This is a genomic window from Amycolatopsis sp. NPDC104587, assembly GCF_055583645.1.
This window is the reverse complement of the sequence record NZ_JBVJNO010000019.1, coordinates 128,148-143,335: the sequence shown is the minus strand read 5'-3', so window position 1 is coordinate 143,335 and position 15,188 is coordinate 128,148. Positions and strand designations below refer to the sequence as shown.

Below are 15,188 nucleotides of genomic sequence, written 5' to 3'. Positions count from 1 at the left end.
GCCCGGTGCCCGACGGCGGCCGAACAGCAAAGGAGACCCGCGCGAGAATGCGTTCGCATCCCGTCAAGCGCGTGGTGTCAGGTGCCCTCGCGGCCGCCGCGGTGATCACTGTGATCACCGTGGCCCAGCCGACGGCCACCGCCGCCCCCATCCCCGCCCTCCAGGCTCCGCCCACCGGGTCGGAAGCACTGGCCAAGTACCGCGACCTCGCGGCGCAGGCCGAAAAGCTCAACGAAGACCTGCTCAAGGCCCAGGACGACCTGGCCGCGAAGCAGGGGCAGCTCGACAAGGCCAACGCCGACGTCACCGCCGCCAAGAACTCCGGCGCCCAGGCCATCGAGGCCAAGCAGAAGTACCAGTCCCAGGTGGACAAGTTCGCCGGCGCGTCGTTCACCAGCGGCGTCGCGATGAACAAGCTGTCGGCGCTGCTGGCCGGCACGTCGACGCAGGACTTCCTGGACCGCTCGGCGGCCCTCGAGGTCATCGCGACCGACAAGAACGCCGCGATGGACAACCTCAGCGGCGCCGCCGACAAGGCCGTGGCCGCCGAGAAGACGGCGGCCGACGCGGCGAAGCGGGCGACCGACGCCCGCGACGCGGCGGCGAAGCTGGCGTCGGACATCGAGGGCAAGAAGAAGAACCTCCAGGCCCAGATCGACCAGCTCGAGGCGACCAGCCGGACGCTCAGCACGTCCGACAAGGCCGCGCAGAAGGACACGGGCGGCGCGGCGCCGACCGTGAAGGCCCCCACCGCGGCGGCGCAGAAAGCCGTCAACGCGGCGCTGAGCAAGCTCGGCAGCGCGTACGTCTGGGGCGCCACCGGGCCCTCCACGTTCGACTGCTCGGGCCTGATGCAGTGGGCGTACAAGCAGGCGGGCATCACCCTCCCGCGCACGTCCTCGGCGCAGGCCGGGTTCGGCACGCCGGTGTCGCGTGACCAGCTCCAGCCGGGCGACCTGGTCGCCTACTACTCTCCGGTGTCCCACATCGGGATGTACCTCGGCGACGGCAAGATGGTCCACGCGCCGACCAGCGGTGACGTCGTCAAGATCTCGCCGCTGCAGAGCCAGTACGCGGGCGCCACGCGGCCGACCGCCTGACGCGGATGCCCCGTTCGGGATGTGTAGAACTCCCGGAACGGGGCATCTTCCGCGCATGGTCGACGAACACGACACCGCCAGTCTCGACGCGATCGGCAAGGTGACCGAAGCCTTCGAGACGATCGAACGGGCACGCGGGCACCTCTACTCGTTCCACCAGCTCACCGGCTGGGCGGACCTCACGTTCGGCGACGCCGTCAAGCAGCTGGAAGAAGCCGGCCACGGCGAATGGGCGCGGCGGATCTCGGAAGAGCTCATCGGGCTCAACGTGCTCCCCGAACGGTGGACGTTCCAGGTTGTCGAGGAGTACGACGACGGGTACTACAAAACCTGCCGCGACCTCGAGCAGGAGCTGCTCGACGACCTCACCGGCGGGCGCCGCCACCTGCAGGAACAGCAGATGAAGGCGGCCCGCCGCACGCCGGGGCGGCCGGGGCACGAGGCCGGTCCGCCGAGCACTCCCGCTTCCTGAGCGGTTGTCGGACCCCTGCGCTAGAGTCGGACCAGAGCGAACAAATGTTCGATAGGAGGCGTCATGACGGACTCGGTGGAGCCGAACCCGGAGAAGGACCCCAGCGACTGGACCACCGGCGACGAGCCGATGACCGGGCCGCAGAAGTCGTACCTGCAGACGCTGGCCCAGGAGGCCGGTGAAGAGGTTCCGGACGGTCTGACGAAGGCTGAGGCGTCGGAGCGGATCGACGCGCTGCAGCGGACCACCGGGCGGGGTGCCTGAGACTGCTCGGTGGGCGGCGCCGGGGCGGGGGCACCACCCGAGGATGTCCCAGCCGAACAGCCTGAGATCGCGCGGCCCGGCACGCCGGACCACGGGCGGGCGGAAGATGACCGCTACGAGCCCGGCAAGGGTGCGCCGCCGGAGAGTGCCGAGGATGCCCGTGGTGTCGGGCAGCAAGTGATCGGCGAGCTTCGGGAGCACCGTGAGCTCCGGACGCTCAGGCGGCTTGCGCCATGGCCGCTCCGGACACGCGGAACAGGAACTCGGCGTTCGAGCCCGTCTTGCGGAGCTGGTCGAGCAGCTGCTCGATCGCGTGCGGTCCCGCCAAAGCCCGGCGCACGTCGTGCATCGCGTGGAGTTCTTCCGGGGTGACCAGGAGTTCCTCGCGCCGGGTGCCGGAGGCGGCGATGTCGACCGCCGGGAACACGCGGCGTTCGGCGGTCTTGCGATCGAGCTTGAGCTCGGCGTTGCCCGTGCTCTTCAGCTCTTCGAAGAACACCGTGTCGGCGAGAGAACTGGTTTCCACCAGTGCCGTCGCGATGATCGTGAGGGAGCCGCCGCCCTCGACATTCCTTGCGGCGCCGAGGATCCGCTTCATCGGCTGCAGCGCGGCCGCGTCGACACCGCCGGACAGCGTGCGGCCGGACGGGCGGGCCGAAAGGTTGTACGCCCGGCCGAGCCGGGTCAGCGAGTCGAGCAGCAGCACGACGTCTTCGCCCTGCTCCACCAAGCGTTTCGCGCGCTCGACGGTGAGTTCGGCGACCGCGACGTGCTCGGCGGGCGGCCGGTCGAAAGTGGACGCGATCACCTCGCCGCGCACGGTCCGGCTCAGCTCGGTGACCTCCTCCGGACGTTCGTCGGCGAGCAGCACCAGCAGCCGGCATTCCGGGTGGTTGACCGCGACGCCGTGGGCGATTTCGCGCAGCACCGTGGTTTTCCCGGCTTTCGGCGGCGAAACGACCAGAGCGCGCTGCCCCTTGCCGATCGGGGTCACGAGGTCGATGACGCGCGACAGCAGCCGCGTCGGCGTGGTTTCCAGCAGCAGCCGCTGGTCCGGGTGCACCGGGACGAGGTCCGCGAAGTGCGGCCGCGGCTCCCCCGGATCGGCGCCGTTGACGCTGGTGATCTTCTCGTTGGTGCCGGTGATCGTGTCACCGGGCCGCAGATTGTGCTTGCGCACCAAGGAAAGCGGCAAGGTGAGGTCGCCCGGGCCCGGCGCGTGGCCGGTGCGGACGTACGGGGTTTTCCCCGAGAGGTCGAGGATTCCGTGGAAGGACATGGTTGTCTCCTGACGAGAGGGCCGGCCGCACGTGAAGGCGGGCCGGAAAGATGAGGAAAGAGGCCGAGTGGCCTGGATCCGGGAGCTTCCTCCGGGCGGCCGTGGGCCGACATCCGTGAGGAGCACCTTCACTGTAGCGAGGCCGGCGAGAAAGCACAACGGGTGAGATCCCGTGGCGGTGGGTAGCCCGTGGAAGAAGCAGTAACGAGGGGAGCGAATCGTGCCTCGACACAGCCCGGAACCCGGGAGCCCGGCGCCGGTCGGCGCAATGGGCGCCTGGACGTTCGAAGAGCTGGCGCCGGCCTTGCCCAACGAAATGGCCGACCTGCGCCGCAAGCTCACCCACTGGCTCGGCGGCTTCCCGCTGGGCTCGGACAGCAAGCACGACATCACACTGGCGACGTACGAAGCGCTGTCGAACGTCGCGGCGCACGCCTACCCGGGCGGCCACGGCTGGGCGCGCCTTCAGGCCACGCGCACCGGAGACGCCTTGACGGTCACGGTGACCGACACCGGCTGCGGAATCGACGCGACCCGCCCGCACCAACCGGGCCTGCGCACCTCGGGCGGCCGCGGTCTGCTGCTGATCGAGAAGGTGACGGACCACTCCGACATCACCAGCAGCGACGAAGGAACGAGCATCCGCATGACCTGGCACGCGGCGGCGTCGGGGAAAGAAAGCCGCAACTGACCGGCGGCCGGAAAAGACTCAACCGGAAACGCCGCAACTCCCAGCGTGCTCAACCCGGTTCACCCGGCTGCAGCGATCCCCCGGCCGCAAACCTTCCCCCACCCCCCGGAAAGTGGCCTACCTCACAACCTCAGGCCGCGCCGGCCAGCCGCACCAAGCGGTTTCGCGGGTAGGAAACCAGCTCTCGTTCCTCGTCCGTCGTGAAGATCTCGACGGAGTCTTCGAGCAGTTCCGCCGAATTCACCTGCAACTGCCACGCGGGCAGCCCCGGCGCGGGCTCGTGCCAGAACCACTGGCCCTTGGTGAGCTGGTGCGCCGGGACTGTCGCGTCGTCCGTGTTCATGAGAAGAGGCTAGCCGCCACCACCGACAGTTTTCGCACGGCCTCAGCCGTGGGTGGCGCCGATGGTGATCGTGAGCTCCTGCGGGTCGCCCGCGAACACCGCGCCACTGAAGTCCGGGCCCGGGCTGACGTCGTCGTAGGGGAACGCGTATCCCCGGTTGTCCGGCAGTTTCGCGTGCACGATCCGGGCGTAGTGGTTGGTCACGTCACCCTGGTAGAACTTCGCCGGGTCCTCCGCCGTGGGCTGGTTCGGGTTGTCCAGCAACGTCGTCCGGTTCAGCGCCGCCGCCAAGCGCGGGACGATGCTCTTGCGCGCGTCGCTCGCTCCCGCCGCCAGCGCGAACGGCCCGCTGTCGCAGCTCCACACGTCCGCTGTGGCGGGCTTGGCGAACGACTCGGCGCCGAACACCAGCTGCCCGCCGGAAACCCGGCCCGTGAACGTGCCCAGGCCCGGGTTCTGCGAGTCGACGACCAGGTCCGCGCCCTCGTACTTCTGCCACACCTGGTCGATGTACGCGTCGAGGTAACCCCCGAACTGCCCGGCGTGGTGGTGGGGGGACAGCACACGCAGGTTCCCGCCTCCGCCGGTCTGCACCAGGCCCGGCCATTCGCCGCCGAGCCCGGACAGCTCCGACGCGATCTGGTCCACCGCCCCCGAAGGCAGGCCCGCGACGGACATTGTGGCGGAGCCGGCCGTGGTCAGCGACAGTCCCATCGGGATGCCGACGAAGTCGACGTAGCTGATGTTGGCGAACAGCTGCTGGTCGTTGAACGTGAACTCGCTGAACGACCAGTTCTTGCCGTAGTTGGCGTCCCCGGAGTTGAGGAAGCTGGGGTGCACCAGGTTCGGCCCCGGGTCGAGGAAGAAGTCGAGCTTCGCGTCCGTGACGACGTAGATGCGCGCACCGCCCATCTTGGGCACCGAAACCTGGGCGCCGGACCCGACCGGGATCGCGCAGTCCTCCGGCAGTGGTGTCGTCGGCCCGGACGGCGAGTCCGGGTAGTACGGCGAGCCGTCGGCGCGCAGCAGCACCAGCCGCCCGTCCGGCGTCGTGCCGGTGACGTAGGCGTACACGGTGCCGGAGCCGGAGTTGTTGACCAGCTTGAGGCCGAACGTGTCCGGTGTCGCGGCGTAAGCGGACCGCGCGAGCGGCAGCGCGGTGGCCGTGGCGAGCGTCGCCGCCGTGAGACCGAGGAACGAGCGACGGGAGATCATGGCGTCCTCCACGTTGAGGATACGGCGGAGTCCATAATGGACATCCGAGGGCGGTTCGCAGGATTCGTTGTGGACGTCAACAAACTATGACTCCACTTTCGTTACCTGGCAACCCTTCGAAAGAAGGTCCAGACCACCGCTTCAGCCGACCCGCGCGATGCCCCACCGGAGCGAATTCCAAACGCGATCCCTTCGGGACTGCCCACGGGTACCGCGTGCGCAGTACTTCCGGGCACATCCCTTGACGCGGGCACGAACCGGCGGTGACAGTGGACGGCCTCGCAGGTCGTGGACGACCCCGTTCCCCTCAGGAAGCGAGACCTCCATGCGCACCGTCAAGCGGCTCACCGCCGTGCTGGCAACGTTGACATTCCTCGCCACGGCTGCCCCGGCGCACGCCGAAGAGAACTGGACCACGGTCTTCGAAGACACCTTCGACGGCGCCGCGGGCACCGGCCTGAACACCCAGGACTGGCTCTACGACAAGGGAACCGGCTACCCGGGTGGCGCGGCGAACTGGGGCACCGGCGAGCTCGAGACGGCGACGGACTCGACCGACAACGTCCACCACGACGGCGCCGGGCACCTCGCGATCAAGCCGCTGCGCGACGCCGCCGGCAACTGGACGTCGGGCCGGATCGAAACCCAGCGGACCGACTTCGCCGCCCCCGAAGGCGGCCAGCTCGAGATCAGCGCGTCGCTGAAGCAGCCGTCCCCGGCGAGCGGGCTCGGGTACTGGCCGGCGTTCTGGGCGATGGGCGCCGACGCGCGCCCGGTCGGCGCGACGAACTGGCCGAGCATCGGCGAGCTCGACATCATGGAGGACGTCAACGCGCTGAGCAAGCACTCCACCACATTCCACTGTGGACAATGGCAGGGCGAGTGCCACGACCCGGACGGCATCACCAGCGACCTCCAGGAGTGCGCAGGCTGCCAGGAGGGCTACCACACCTACTCGGTGATCGTGGACCGCCGCACCACCGCGGCCGAAGAGCTACGCTTCTACCTCGACGGCAACCAGACCTTCGCGGTGCAGCAGAACCAGGTCTCCGACGCCACCTGGAAGGCCGCCGTCGACCACGGCTTCTTCGTCATCTTCGACGTCGCGATCGGCGGCTCTTACCCGAACAAGGTCTGCGGCTGCACCAGCCCGTCCGCCGACATCACGCCCGGCGCCGAGATGAGCGTCGACTCGCTGTCGGTGAAGGTCAGCGACAGCTGACCGGTAGGCTGGCGCCATGAGCGTCCGGCACACCGTCCTCGACTCGCCCATCGGGCCGCTGACCCTGGTCCGCGACGATGCCGGGCTCATCGGCCTGTACTTCGACGGCCACCTGCGGACCCCGCGCGTCACCGACCTCGGCCCCCGCGTCGAAGACGGCTTCGACGACGTGAAGCGTCAGCTCGGCGAGTACTTCGCGGGCACGCGGCGCGAGTTCGACCTCGAGCTCGCGCCGCGTGGCTCCACGTTCGAAAAGCAGGTCTGGGCGCTGCTGACGAAGATCCCGTACGGCGAAACCCGCACGTACGGGCAGCTGGCCGCGGAGCTGGGCGACCCCGGCGCCGCGCAGGCGGTCGGGAACGCCAACGGCTGGAACCCGATCAGCGTCATCGTGCCCTGCCACCGCGTGGTCGGCACGAGCGGCGGCCTGACCGGGTACGCCGGCGGCCTCACCCGTAAGCGGTTCCTCCTCAGCCTCGAGGAACCGCCCGCGGACGAGGTCGGCCGCCTGTTCTAGCCGGTCGTGCAGGTCACGCTCGGGTCCGTCAGGTTCCCGCCGTGCTGCACGGTGAACCCGATGACGTTCCCGCTCCCGTTCGGCCGGGCGGTCAGCACGTATCCCGTGCTGTCCCAGGTTCCGGTGTAGTTCCAGCTGCCGATGACCTTCTGCGGCGCGTGGAAGGTGATCGTGAGCACCCAGGTGTTCGTGCCCGACACCGAAACCTGTCCGTTGAAGCCGACGTTCCACTCCGCGGTCCTGGTGTAGGTCGCGGCGCAGTTCCCCGGCGGCGGGGTGGTCGTGGTGGTGGGCGGCGGGGTGGTCGTCGTCGGGCCGCCGTCCGGCGGGGCGCCGTTGTTCAGCGCGTCGAGCACCGCGGTGTAGGCGGCTTTCTTCTGCCCGTTGCCGTCGAAGAGCAGCGGCGTGGCCGACGCGCGCCAGGAGTCGGTGTCCCGGATCCCCCACACCGTGATCCCGGTGCACCGCGCCACCGCGAGGCACGCCTGGGTCACCGTGCGGAAGTTGTTCGCCTGCGCGGTGCCCGAGCCTTCGATGTCCAGCTCGGTGATCTGCACGTCGACACCGAGGGCGGCGAAGTTCTGCAGGGTCGTCTGGTAGCTCGACGGCACCGGGCTGTTGGGGTTGAAGTGCGACTGGAAGCCGACGCAGTCGATCGGCACGCCGCGGGACTTGAAGTCCTGCACCATGCGGTACACGGCCTGGGTCTTCGCCTGGTTCCAGTCGTCGGTGTTGTAGTCGTTGTAACAGAGTTTGGCGCTCGCGTCGGCCGCTCGCGCGGCACGGAACGCCGCTTCGATCCAGTCGTTGCCGGTGCGCTGCAGGTTCGAGTCGCGCCGGGCGCCCGAGCTGCCGTCCGCGAACGCCTCGTTGACGACGTCCCAGGCGTAGATCCGGCCGCGGTAGTGGGTCGCGACCTGGGTGACGTGGTTCAGGATCGCCGATCGCAGCGCGGAACCCTCCATGCTCTGCATCCAGCCGGGCTGCTGCGAGTGCCACGCCAGCGTGTGCCCGCGCATCCGGGCGCCCTGGGCGGTCGCCTGGCTGACGATCCGGTCGGCGTTGCCGTAGGAGAACTGGTTCTGCGCGGGCTCGGTGGCGTCGATCTTCATCTCGTTCTCCGGCGTGACCATGGAGAACTCGCGGCTCAGGATCCCGGTGTAGACGCTGTCCGAGAGCTTGCCCGCCGAGACCGCCGTGCCGAAGTAGCGGCCGGTCCGGTTCGCCGCGCCGCCGAGCGTGGTGCCGGCGGAGGGTGACGTCGGCGTCGTGGTGGTCGTCGTCCCGCCGCTGTTCAGGCCGAGGAACACGATCGCGTACGCCACCATCCCGCTCTGCGGCAGCACGTGCCCGGCGCCCTGGACGCTGATGCCCTCGACCGGCGCCTGCGCACCGCTGCCGCCGTAGCGGGTGCGCGTCCAGCCGGACTGCGGCGCGTCACTCGACGACGGCGTCTGGCTCACCCCGGCGAGGTTGGTCCACTGCTTGACCTCCTCCCCGAAGTTCGGGTAGCGGAGGGTGTCGTCGGCGGTGCCGTGCCACAGCTGCATCCGCGGGAACGGGCCGCTGCGCCCGCCGCTCATCCGGCGGGCCTGGTCGCCCCACTGCTGCGCGGTCTTGGTCAGCTGGCCGCCCGAGCACTGGCTGTTCCAGCTCGAGCCGTCGGTGGTGGCGAAGCAGCCGGCGGGCACGCCCATGAACGCCGAACCGGCGGTGAAGACGTCCGGGTACTCGGCGGCGAGCACGTTCGTCATCATCGCGCCGGAGGAGAAGCCGGTGACGAACACCCGGGCGGGATCGACGTTGTAGTGCTGTTCGGCGTAGTCGACCATCGACAGGATGCCGACCGGGTCGCTGCCGCCGCCGCGGGTGAGGGCCTGCGGCGAAGAGACGTCGAAGCACTGCCCGCTGCGCGTGGCTTCGGGGAACACGATGACGTAGCCGTACTGGTCGGCCGCAGTGACGTAGTCGTGCGCGTAGCCGGTGAAGACCGCCGAGGCCGAGCCGGTGCAGTAGTGGATGGCGACGAGCAGCGCCGGGCGGGCGGCGACCCGGTCCGGGACGTAGGTGTACATGTTCAGGTTGCTGGGGTTGGCGCCGAAACCGGTCACGCGGGTCAGCGTGGCCGCCGACGCGGGCTGCGCCGTGATCACCAGCACGATGGCGGTGGCGATCGACAAGACTGCGGCGAGGAGAGCGGTGAAGAGTCTTCGCACTCGATGTTCCTTTCCGGGAGCAGGGCGCAGCTGTGACGATCGTTGGTTCGCGACCCGGGACCGGTCAACGATTTTCGGAATGTTTCGCCGGCCGCTCGAACTGCCGATCGGCCGTAGTGCTGAAAGGATCCGGGGATGACCGAGCTCCTCCTGGGACCGCTGCTCCGCCACGTCGACGACACTTCGGCGACGATCTGGGTCGAGACCGGCGGCCCGTGTGAAGTCCTTGTCGGGGAAGCGAAAGCGCCGACGTTCGAAGTCTCCGGGCACCACTACGCGCTGGTGGTGCTGACCGGGCTCGAACCGGGGCGGAGCACGCCGTACGAGGTGCGGCTCGACGGCGAGCTCGTCTGGCCCGACCCGGACAGCGACCTGCCGCCGAGCCGGATCCGGACGCTGGCCCCGGGTGACCCGCGGTTCCGGCTGGTCTTCGGGTCGTGCCGCAAGCCGCGGGAGGAGGACGCGCTCGGCCCGGACGCGCTCGCCGCCTACGCCCACCGGATGGCCGGGCTCGACGAAGCCGAGTGGCCCGAGTCGTTGCTGCTGCTCGGCGACCAGGTCTACGCCGACGAGACCACCGACGACACGCAGGAGTGGCTGGCCACCCGGCGTGACACGAGCAAGCCGCCCGGCAAGGAGGTCGCCGACTTCGAGGAGTACTGCCACCTGTACTTCGAGGCCTGGTGCGAACCGGCCGTGCGCTGGCTGATGTCGACCGTGCCGACGTCGATGATCTTCGACGACCACGACGTCCGCGACGACTGGAACACCTCCCAGGCCTGGCGCGAGGAGATGGCCGGCACCTCGTGGTGGCCCGAGCGGATCCGCGGCGCGCTCGTGTCGTACTGGGTCTACCAGCACCTGGGCAACCTCGGCCCGCGCGAGCTGGAGGGCGACGACCTCTACCAGCGGGTGAGCACCTCGGGGGTGGACAACGCGGAGCTGCTGCGCGAGTTCGCCGACCGGGCCGACCGCGAAGCCGACGGCGCCAAGGGCACCCGGTGGTCCTACCGGCGCGACTTCGGCCCGGTCCGGCTGCTGGTCATCGACTCGCGGGCCGGGCGGATCCTCGCCGGCGGCGAACGCTCGATGATCGGCGAAGCGGAGTTCCGCTGGATCGAGGAGCAGAGCTCGGGCGAGTTCGACCACCTGCTGATCGGGACGTCGCTGCCGTGGCTGATGCCCACCGCGCTGGCGGCCGCGCAGTCGGTCAACGAGCGCCTCTGCGCACGGCCGGGGCGCGTCGGGCGGGTGTCCGAGTGGTTCCGGCAGCTCGCCGACCTCGAACACTGGCCGGCCTTCCGCGAGTCGTTCGACCGGCTGACGCGGCTGATCGCGCGGGTCGCGGACGAGGGCACGGCGTCGGTGAGCGTGCTCTCGGGCGACGTCCACCACGCGTACGTCGCGCGGGCCGACCTCCCGGGCGCGCCCGTCCACCAGCTCACCTGCTCGCCGGTGCACAACACCGTCCCCTGGTACATGAACCGCCTGTTCCGCGCCGGCTGGGCCCGCGGGCTGACCCGGCTGAGCGAGGGGCTGGCGCGCCGGGTCGGGGTCCCGCCCGCGCCGCTGACCTGGGGGTGTGTCTCGGGGCCGCACTTCGGGAACGCCGTGATGACCTTGGACGTCGACGGGCGCGAAGCCACCGCGACCCTGCTGCAGCCGGAGCGGGACGGGGAGCCGATCCGGCTCACCTGAGGGTGGGTGCGCCACGACCTCCCTCCCCCGTCCGCGCCGGGTTAGCCTCGGATCATGGCCGCGGAAAACGCTCTCGGGGAGTTCCTCCGGGCCCGCCGTGCACAGGTGGGCCCGGAAGAGCTCGGCCTGCCCGCGGGCGGGGCGCGCCGGGTCACCGGGCTGCGCCGCGAGGAGGTCGCGGTGCTGGCCGGCGTCAGCACCGACTACTACGTCCGGCTCGAACAGGGCCGGGAGCGGCACCCGTCGGCGCAGGTCCTCGACGCGCTGGCCCGCGGGCTCGCCCTCGACGACGACACCACCGCCCACCTGCACCGGCTGGCCCGGCCCGCGCCGGGACGCCGTCGCCCGCGGCGGCGGGAGCAGGTCGGCCCGAACCTCCGGCGGCTGATGGACGGCTGGCCGGACACGCCCGCGCTGGTGCTCGGCCGCTGCCTCGAGGTGCTCGCGCACAACGCGCTGGGCGAGGCGCTGTTCGGCGGCCACAGCCACAGCGGTGACCTGGTCCGGCTGGTGTTCCTCGACCCGGACGCGCGCGAGTTCTACCCGGACTGGGAGCGCGTCGCGGTGAACACCGTCGGCGCCCTGCGCGCGGCCGCGGGCCTCGACCCGGACGATCCCCGGCTGATCGAGACGGTCGGCGAGCTGTCGGTCAAGAGCGCGGACTTCCGCCGGTTGTGGGCGCGTCACGACATCCGGCAGAAGACGCACGAAACCAAGCGGTTCCACCACGTACAGGTCGGCGAGCTCGTCCTGAGCTACGAGGCGCTGACCGTGAACAGCGCGCCCGGCCAGCAGCTGGTGGTCTACCAAGCCGAGCCCGGCAGCCCGTCGGAAGCCGGGCTCGCCCTGCTCGGCAGTCTCGCCGCCGGCTGAAGATTCCCTTTTCCCGTCATTCCACAATGGATGGAGCAGTTCGTCGTGCCCGGAAAGATCGTGCTCATCACCGGCGCCAGCAGCGGCATCGGCCATGCCACCGCGCTGCGCCTGGCCCGCGAAGGCCACCACGTCGTGCTCGGCGCCCGCCGGGAAGACCGGCTCACCACGCTGGCCGGGGAAATCCACGACGCCGGCGGCACCGCCGACGTGCACCGCCTCGACGTCACCGACCGCGCGGAGATCGCCGGGTTCGCCGACGCCGCCGTGCGCGCGCACGGCCGGCTCGACGTGTTCGTCGCCAACGCCGGCGTGATGCCGTTGTCCCGCCTGGACTCCCTGCTCGTCGACGAGTGGGACCGGATGATCGACGTCAACGTCCGCGGGCTGCTCCACGGGATCGCGGCGGCCCTGCCGCACTTCCGGCGCGCGGGCGGCGGCCACTTCGTGACGATCGCCTCCACCGGCGCGCACGAGGTCGTGCCGACCGCCGCGGTCTACTGCGCCACGAAATACGCGGCCCGCGCGATCACCGAAGGCCTGCGGCTGGAGGCCGAGGCCGGCATCCGCGTCACGACCGTGTCGCCGGGCGTCGTCGAGTCCGAACTCGCCGACACCATCACCGAACCCGGTGCGCGGGAAGCGATGCGGACCTACCGCGCGGTGACGCTGCCCCCGGACACGATCGCCGGGGCGATCTCCTACGCGATCGGCCAGCCGGCGGGCGTCGACGTCAACGAGGTCATCGTGCGGCCGACCGCCCAGCGGTGACGCGCCGGGTCAGGAGAGCAGGTGCCCGACTTCCTGGGCCGGCACCATGGTGAACCCGCCGTCGCGGTCACGCTCCCAGGTCGTCACCGAGCCGTTGGGGATCCCGGTGACCGACTCCGCGCGCATCAGGTCGGGTTCCGGCAGGCCTTCGAGGAGGTAGCGCAGGCCGAAGATCGTCATCTCGTGCGCCGACAGCAGCACTCGCCCGCCCGGCCATCCGGCGCTCAGCTCGGCCAGCAGCGACCGCAGCCGCAGCACGACGTCGGCCCAGGACTCGCCGCCGGGCGGCCGGTAGTAGAACTTGCCCAGCCGCCGCTTGCGCCGCAGCTCGTCGGGCCACCGCTCGCGGACGCCGTGCGAGGTCAGCAGGTCCAGCACGCCGAGCTCGCGGTCGCGCAACCGTTCGTCCGGGACGATCCGCACGCCGTCCGGCGCGGCCAGCCGGGCGGTGTCCCAGGCGCGGCGATAGGTCGAGGTCACCACGAGGTCCGGCGGGCGCTCGGCGAACAGCCCGCCCGCCGCCCTCGCCTGCTCCTCGCCAAGCTCGGTCAGCGGGACGTCGGCGTCGCGTTCGGCGATGTCGATCACCTCGGCGCCGGCCGCCTCCGCCTCTTCGCGGGCCACGTTTCCGGTGCTCTGGCCGTGCCGCAGCACACCCACCCACTCCAGGTCGACGCTCATCTCCGGCTGGTACCCGGGCGGACCCGCCGAAGAAACCCGGGATGGCTGGGCGCCCGAAGAGCCGGCGGCTAGATTCTGCACATGTCGCGGAGTCTCGACGCCCAGAAGCGGCTTCACCTGCTGGAGACGGTCATCGGCGCCCCGGCGGGGCACCTCGGCCTGACCGACGTACTCCGCGAGACCCTGCACCGCCTGCGCGAGGTGCTCGAGGCCGACACCGCGACCGTGCTGCGGTACCAGGCGGGTGGGCAGCAGCTGGTCGCCGTCGCGGCGGCGGGCATCGAAGAAGAGGTGCACCAGGGCGTCCGGGTCCCGGTCGGCAGCGGCTTCGCGGGCCAGGTGGCGCTCCGCCGGCAGCCTGTCGTCCTCGACCAGGTGGACGAGACCACCGTCGTCAACGCGCTGCTGTGGGAGCGGGGCCTGCACGCCATGCTCGGTGTGCCCATGGTCGCCGGCGACGACCTGGTCGGCGTGCTGCACATCGGCTCCCTCGCGCCCCGGGTGTTCACCGAAGCCGACATCAGCGTCCTGCAGCTGGTCGCCGACCGCCTCGCCCTGGCGATCCAGGTGGAAGCGCTGGAGGAGAACCGCTCGGCGACCATGGCCCTGCAGCGCAGCCTGCTGCCGAGCCGGCTGCCCGCCGTGCCCGGCCTCGCGTTCGCCGCCCGGTACGTGCCCGGCGCCGAAACCGGCCTCGGCGGCGACTGGTACGACCTGTTCGTCCTGCCGGGCGACCGGGTCGGCGTCGTGATGGGTGACGTGTCCGGCCACGGCCTCGAGGCGGCCGTGATCATGGGACGGCTGCGCAGCGCCCTGCGCGCGTACGCCCTCGACTGCGAGAGCCCCTCCGAGGTGCTCGGCAAGCTCGACCGCAAGGCCAACCACTTCGAGCACGGCGCGATGGCCACCGTCGCCTACGGCGTGATCGGCCCGGACCGCAAGGCGATGACGCTTTCCCTCGCCGGGCACCTGCCACCAGTGCTGGTCCGGCCGGGCGAAGCGCCCGAGCTGGTGGCGGCGCAGCCGGACCCCCCGATCGGGCTGACGATCGGCGTTCCCGAGCGGCGCGTCACCACCGTCGAGCTGCCGGTGGGCACCGTGCTCACGTTCTACACCGACGGGCTCGTCGAACGGCGCGACCGGCCGGTGGACACCGGGATGGCCGAGCTGACCGAAGCCGTGCGGGCCGAGGATCCCGAGCGGCTCTGCGCGCGGGTGATGGCCTGGATGATCGGCAACCAGCCGGCCCAGGACGACGTCGCCCTGCTCACCATCCGGCGCGTGGCCGTCCCGGCCGGCGGCTGACCGGCCGGGACACCGCTTACTACGCGGTGAGCGCCGCTTCGCGGGTCGGGAACAGCGAAAGGCTCTCTTCGAGCCCGGTCAGCTGGATCGGGCGCAGGGTCGCCCGGCCGGACGCGACGATCCGGACCGCGGTGCCGGAACCGGCGTTGCGGTGGATGGTCAGCAGCGCGGTCAGCCCGGGCGAGGCGAGGAAGTCGACCCTGGTCAGGTCGACGACGAGCACCCGCGGCGCGGCCGCCAGCGCCTCGTCCCCGGCCCGCACGAGAGCCGGCGCCGTGGTCGTGTCCACGTCCCCGGCCACCTCGACGACGATCACCCCGTCCTGGTCCGATCGGGCGATCCGGAACGCGCCGAATGGCACAGCCGTGGCAGAGCCGTCATTGTGGGCCTGGTCAGTCATGGGCGTTCTCCCGCCTCCGGCGCCGCCCCCGGGATTTCCGGTGGGCGCGCTTGATCACGAAGGCTGTCTGCTCAACCCCGCGCCCAATCATGCCAACACCCGGCGCCCGCCGCCGTGTCAGTACCCCCTCCACTTTGCCGC

At 70.9% G+C, this 15,188-nt stretch carries 16 protein-coding genes, 1 tRNA gene and 1 pseudogene; 11 read left to right on the top strand and 7 right to left on the bottom strand.

Going from position 1 to position 15,188, the window contains the following annotated elements:
* The first annotated feature begins 47 nt into the window (after positions 1-47).
* The 3 genes from ACZ61C_RS42405 (at position 48) to ACZ61C_RS42395 (ending at position 1,836) form a co-directional block, all read left to right on the top strand.
* Positions 48-1,100: a C40 family peptidase gene (locus ACZ61C_RS42405; protein ID WP_465313610.1), complete on the top strand. Its 1,053-nt coding sequence runs from the start codon at positions 48-50 to the stop codon at positions 1,098-1,100.
* Between the two features lie 55 nt (positions 1,101-1,155).
* Positions 1,156-1,572, top strand: a complete 417-nt coding sequence (locus ACZ61C_RS42400; protein ID WP_465313609.1) for a hypothetical protein — start codon at positions 1,156-1,158, stop codon at positions 1,570-1,572.
* Positions 1,573-1,635: 63 nt separating this feature from the next.
* Complete coding sequence (locus ACZ61C_RS42395; protein ID WP_465313608.1) at positions 1,636-1,836, top strand: DUF3072 domain-containing protein; 201 nt, start codon at positions 1,636-1,638, stop codon at positions 1,834-1,836.
* A gap of 217 nt (positions 1,837-2,053) precedes the next feature.
* On the opposite strand, the gene rho is transcribed toward ACZ61C_RS42395, so the two are convergent.
* Positions 2,054-3,115, bottom strand: coding sequence for a transcription termination factor Rho (rho, locus tag ACZ61C_RS42390; protein ID WP_465313607.1), 1,062 nt, complete (start codon positions 3,113-3,115; stop codon positions 2,054-2,056).
* Positions 3,116-3,335: 220 nt separating this feature from the next.
* Between rho and ACZ61C_RS42385 the strand changes: the two genes are divergently transcribed.
* Positions 3,336-3,806 (top strand): ATP-binding protein, encoded by a 471-nt coding sequence (locus tag ACZ61C_RS42385; protein WP_465313606.1) that lies wholly within the window; start codon positions 3,336-3,338, stop codon positions 3,804-3,806.
* A 130-nt stretch (positions 3,807-3,936) separates the two neighbouring features.
* Here the strand turns inward: ACZ61C_RS42385 and ACZ61C_RS42380 are convergent, their stop codons facing one another.
* Both ACZ61C_RS42380 and ACZ61C_RS42375 read right to left on the bottom strand, forming a co-directional pair.
* Positions 3,937-4,149, bottom strand: a complete 213-nt coding sequence (locus ACZ61C_RS42380) for a hypothetical protein (protein WP_093953761.1) — start codon at positions 4,147-4,149, stop codon at positions 3,937-3,939.
* A 42-nt stretch (positions 4,150-4,191) separates the two neighbouring features.
* Positions 4,192-5,364 (bottom strand): glycoside hydrolase family 64 protein, encoded by a 1,173-nt coding sequence (locus ACZ61C_RS42375; protein ID WP_465313605.1) that lies wholly within the window; start codon positions 5,362-5,364, stop codon positions 4,192-4,194.
* A gap of 325 nt (positions 5,365-5,689) precedes the next feature.
* On the opposite strand from ACZ61C_RS42375, the gene ACZ61C_RS42370 reads away from it, so the two are divergent.
* Positions 5,690-6,586 carry a glycoside hydrolase family 16 protein gene (locus tag ACZ61C_RS42370; RefSeq protein WP_465313603.1) on the top strand — a complete coding sequence of 299 codons (897 nt, stop codon included), beginning with the start codon at positions 5,690-5,692 and terminating at the stop codon, positions 6,584-6,586.
* A 16-nt stretch (positions 6,587-6,602) separates the two neighbouring features.
* Positions 6,603-7,103 (top strand): methylated-DNA--[protein]-cysteine S-methyltransferase, encoded by a 501-nt coding sequence (locus ACZ61C_RS42365; RefSeq protein ID WP_465313602.1) that lies wholly within the window; start codon positions 6,603-6,605, stop codon positions 7,101-7,103.
* Here ACZ61C_RS42365 and ACZ61C_RS42360 read toward each other — a convergent pair.
* Positions 7,100-9,319: an extracellular catalytic domain type 1 short-chain-length polyhydroxyalkanoate depolymerase gene (locus tag ACZ61C_RS42360; RefSeq protein WP_465313601.1), complete on the bottom strand. Its 2,220-nt coding sequence runs from the start codon at positions 9,317-9,319 to the stop codon at positions 7,100-7,102. The two genes, ACZ61C_RS42365 and ACZ61C_RS42360, sit on opposite strands and share 4 nt — an antisense overlap.
* A gap of 135 nt (positions 9,320-9,454) precedes the next feature.
* Between ACZ61C_RS42360 and ACZ61C_RS42355 the strand changes: the two are divergent.
* Positions 9,455-9,649 (top strand): annotated as a pseudogene (locus ACZ61C_RS42355) (DUF7800 domain-containing protein); the annotation flags it as partial.
* Here ACZ61C_RS42355 and ACZ61C_RS42350 read toward each other — a convergent pair.
* Positions 9,600-9,692 (bottom strand) — tRNA-OTHER (locus ACZ61C_RS42350). The pseudogene ACZ61C_RS42355 and the gene ACZ61C_RS42350 sit on opposite strands and share 50 nt — an antisense overlap.
* Here ACZ61C_RS42350 and ACZ61C_RS42345 point away from each other — a divergent pair.
* From ACZ61C_RS42345 to ACZ61C_RS42335, 3 genes are read left to right on the top strand one after another with little or no spacing between them, the layout of a single operon-like run.
* Positions 9,647-11,017: an alkaline phosphatase D family protein gene (locus tag ACZ61C_RS42345; RefSeq protein ID WP_465313661.1), complete on the top strand. Its 1,371-nt coding sequence runs from the start codon at positions 9,647-9,649 to the stop codon at positions 11,015-11,017. The two genes, ACZ61C_RS42350 and ACZ61C_RS42345, sit on opposite strands and share 46 nt — an antisense overlap.
* Positions 11,018-11,071: 54 nt before the next feature.
* A complete protein-coding gene (locus tag ACZ61C_RS42340) occupies positions 11,072-11,890 on the top strand; it encodes a helix-turn-helix transcriptional regulator (RefSeq protein WP_465313600.1) in 819 nt (272 codons plus the stop codon).
* A 30-nt stretch (positions 11,891-11,920) separates the two neighbouring features.
* Positions 11,921-12,661 carry an SDR family oxidoreductase gene (locus ACZ61C_RS42335; protein ID WP_465313599.1) on the top strand — a complete coding sequence of 247 codons (741 nt, stop codon included), beginning with the start codon at positions 11,921-11,923 and terminating at the stop codon, positions 12,659-12,661.
* Between the two features lie 9 nt (positions 12,662-12,670).
* Here the strand turns inward: ACZ61C_RS42335 and ACZ61C_RS42330 are convergent, their stop codons facing one another.
* Positions 12,671-13,342 carry a histidine phosphatase family protein gene (locus ACZ61C_RS42330; RefSeq protein WP_465313598.1) on the bottom strand — a complete coding sequence of 224 codons (672 nt, stop codon included), beginning with the start codon at positions 13,340-13,342 and terminating at the stop codon, positions 12,671-12,673.
* Positions 13,343-13,423: 81 nt separating this feature from the next.
* Between ACZ61C_RS42330 and ACZ61C_RS42325 the strand changes: the two genes are divergently transcribed.
* Complete coding sequence (locus tag ACZ61C_RS42325; protein ID WP_465313597.1) at positions 13,424-14,647, top strand: PP2C family protein-serine/threonine phosphatase; 1,224 nt, start codon at positions 13,424-13,426, stop codon at positions 14,645-14,647.
* 19 nt (positions 14,648-14,666) lie between these two features.
* On the opposite strand, the gene ACZ61C_RS42320 is transcribed toward ACZ61C_RS42325, so the two are convergent.
* On the bottom strand, positions 14,667-15,047 hold the full coding sequence (locus ACZ61C_RS42320; RefSeq protein WP_465313596.1) for an STAS domain-containing protein: 381 nt from the start codon (positions 15,045-15,047) through the stop codon (positions 14,667-14,669).
* Positions 15,048-15,188 lie beyond the last annotated feature (141 nt).

Coding starts and splice junctions, on each gene's coding strand:
- ACZ61C_RS42405 (WP_465313610.1), top strand. CDS start 48: ATGCGTTCGCATCCCGTCAAGCGCGTGGTGTCAGGTGCCCTCGCGGCC.
- ACZ61C_RS42400 (WP_465313609.1), top strand. CDS start 1,156: ATGGTCGACGAACACGACACCGCCAGTCTCGACGCGATCGGCAAGGTG.
- ACZ61C_RS42395 (WP_465313608.1), top strand. CDS start 1,636: ATGACGGACTCGGTGGAGCCGAACCCGGAGAAGGACCCCAGCGACTGG.
- rho (WP_465313607.1), bottom strand. CDS start 3,115: ATGTCCTTCCACGGAATCCTCGACCTCTCGGGGAAAACCCCGTACGTC.
- ACZ61C_RS42380 (WP_093953761.1), bottom strand. CDS start 4,149: ATGAACACGGACGACGCGACAGTCCCGGCGCACCAGCTCACCAAGGGC.
- ACZ61C_RS42375 (WP_465313605.1), bottom strand. CDS start 5,364: ATGATCTCCCGTCGCTCGTTCCTCGGTCTCACGGCGGCGACGCTCGCC.
- ACZ61C_RS42370 (WP_465313603.1), top strand. CDS start 5,690: ATGCGCACCGTCAAGCGGCTCACCGCCGTGCTGGCAACGTTGACATTC.
- ACZ61C_RS42365 (WP_465313602.1), top strand. CDS start 6,603: ATGAGCGTCCGGCACACCGTCCTCGACTCGCCCATCGGGCCGCTGACC.
- ACZ61C_RS42340 (WP_465313600.1), top strand. CDS start 11,072: ATGGCCGCGGAAAACGCTCTCGGGGAGTTCCTCCGGGCCCGCCGTGCA.
- ACZ61C_RS42335 (WP_465313599.1), top strand. CDS start 11,921: ATGGAGCAGTTCGTCGTGCCCGGAAAGATCGTGCTCATCACCGGCGCC.
- ACZ61C_RS42330 (WP_465313598.1), bottom strand. CDS start 13,342: ATGAGCGTCGACCTGGAGTGGGTGGGTGTGCTGCGGCACGGCCAGAGC.
- ACZ61C_RS42325 (WP_465313597.1), top strand. CDS start 13,424: ATGTCGCGGAGTCTCGACGCCCAGAAGCGGCTTCACCTGCTGGAGACG.
- ACZ61C_RS42320 (WP_465313596.1), bottom strand. CDS start 15,047: ATGACTGACCAGGCCCACAATGACGGCTCTGCCACGGCTGTGCCATTC.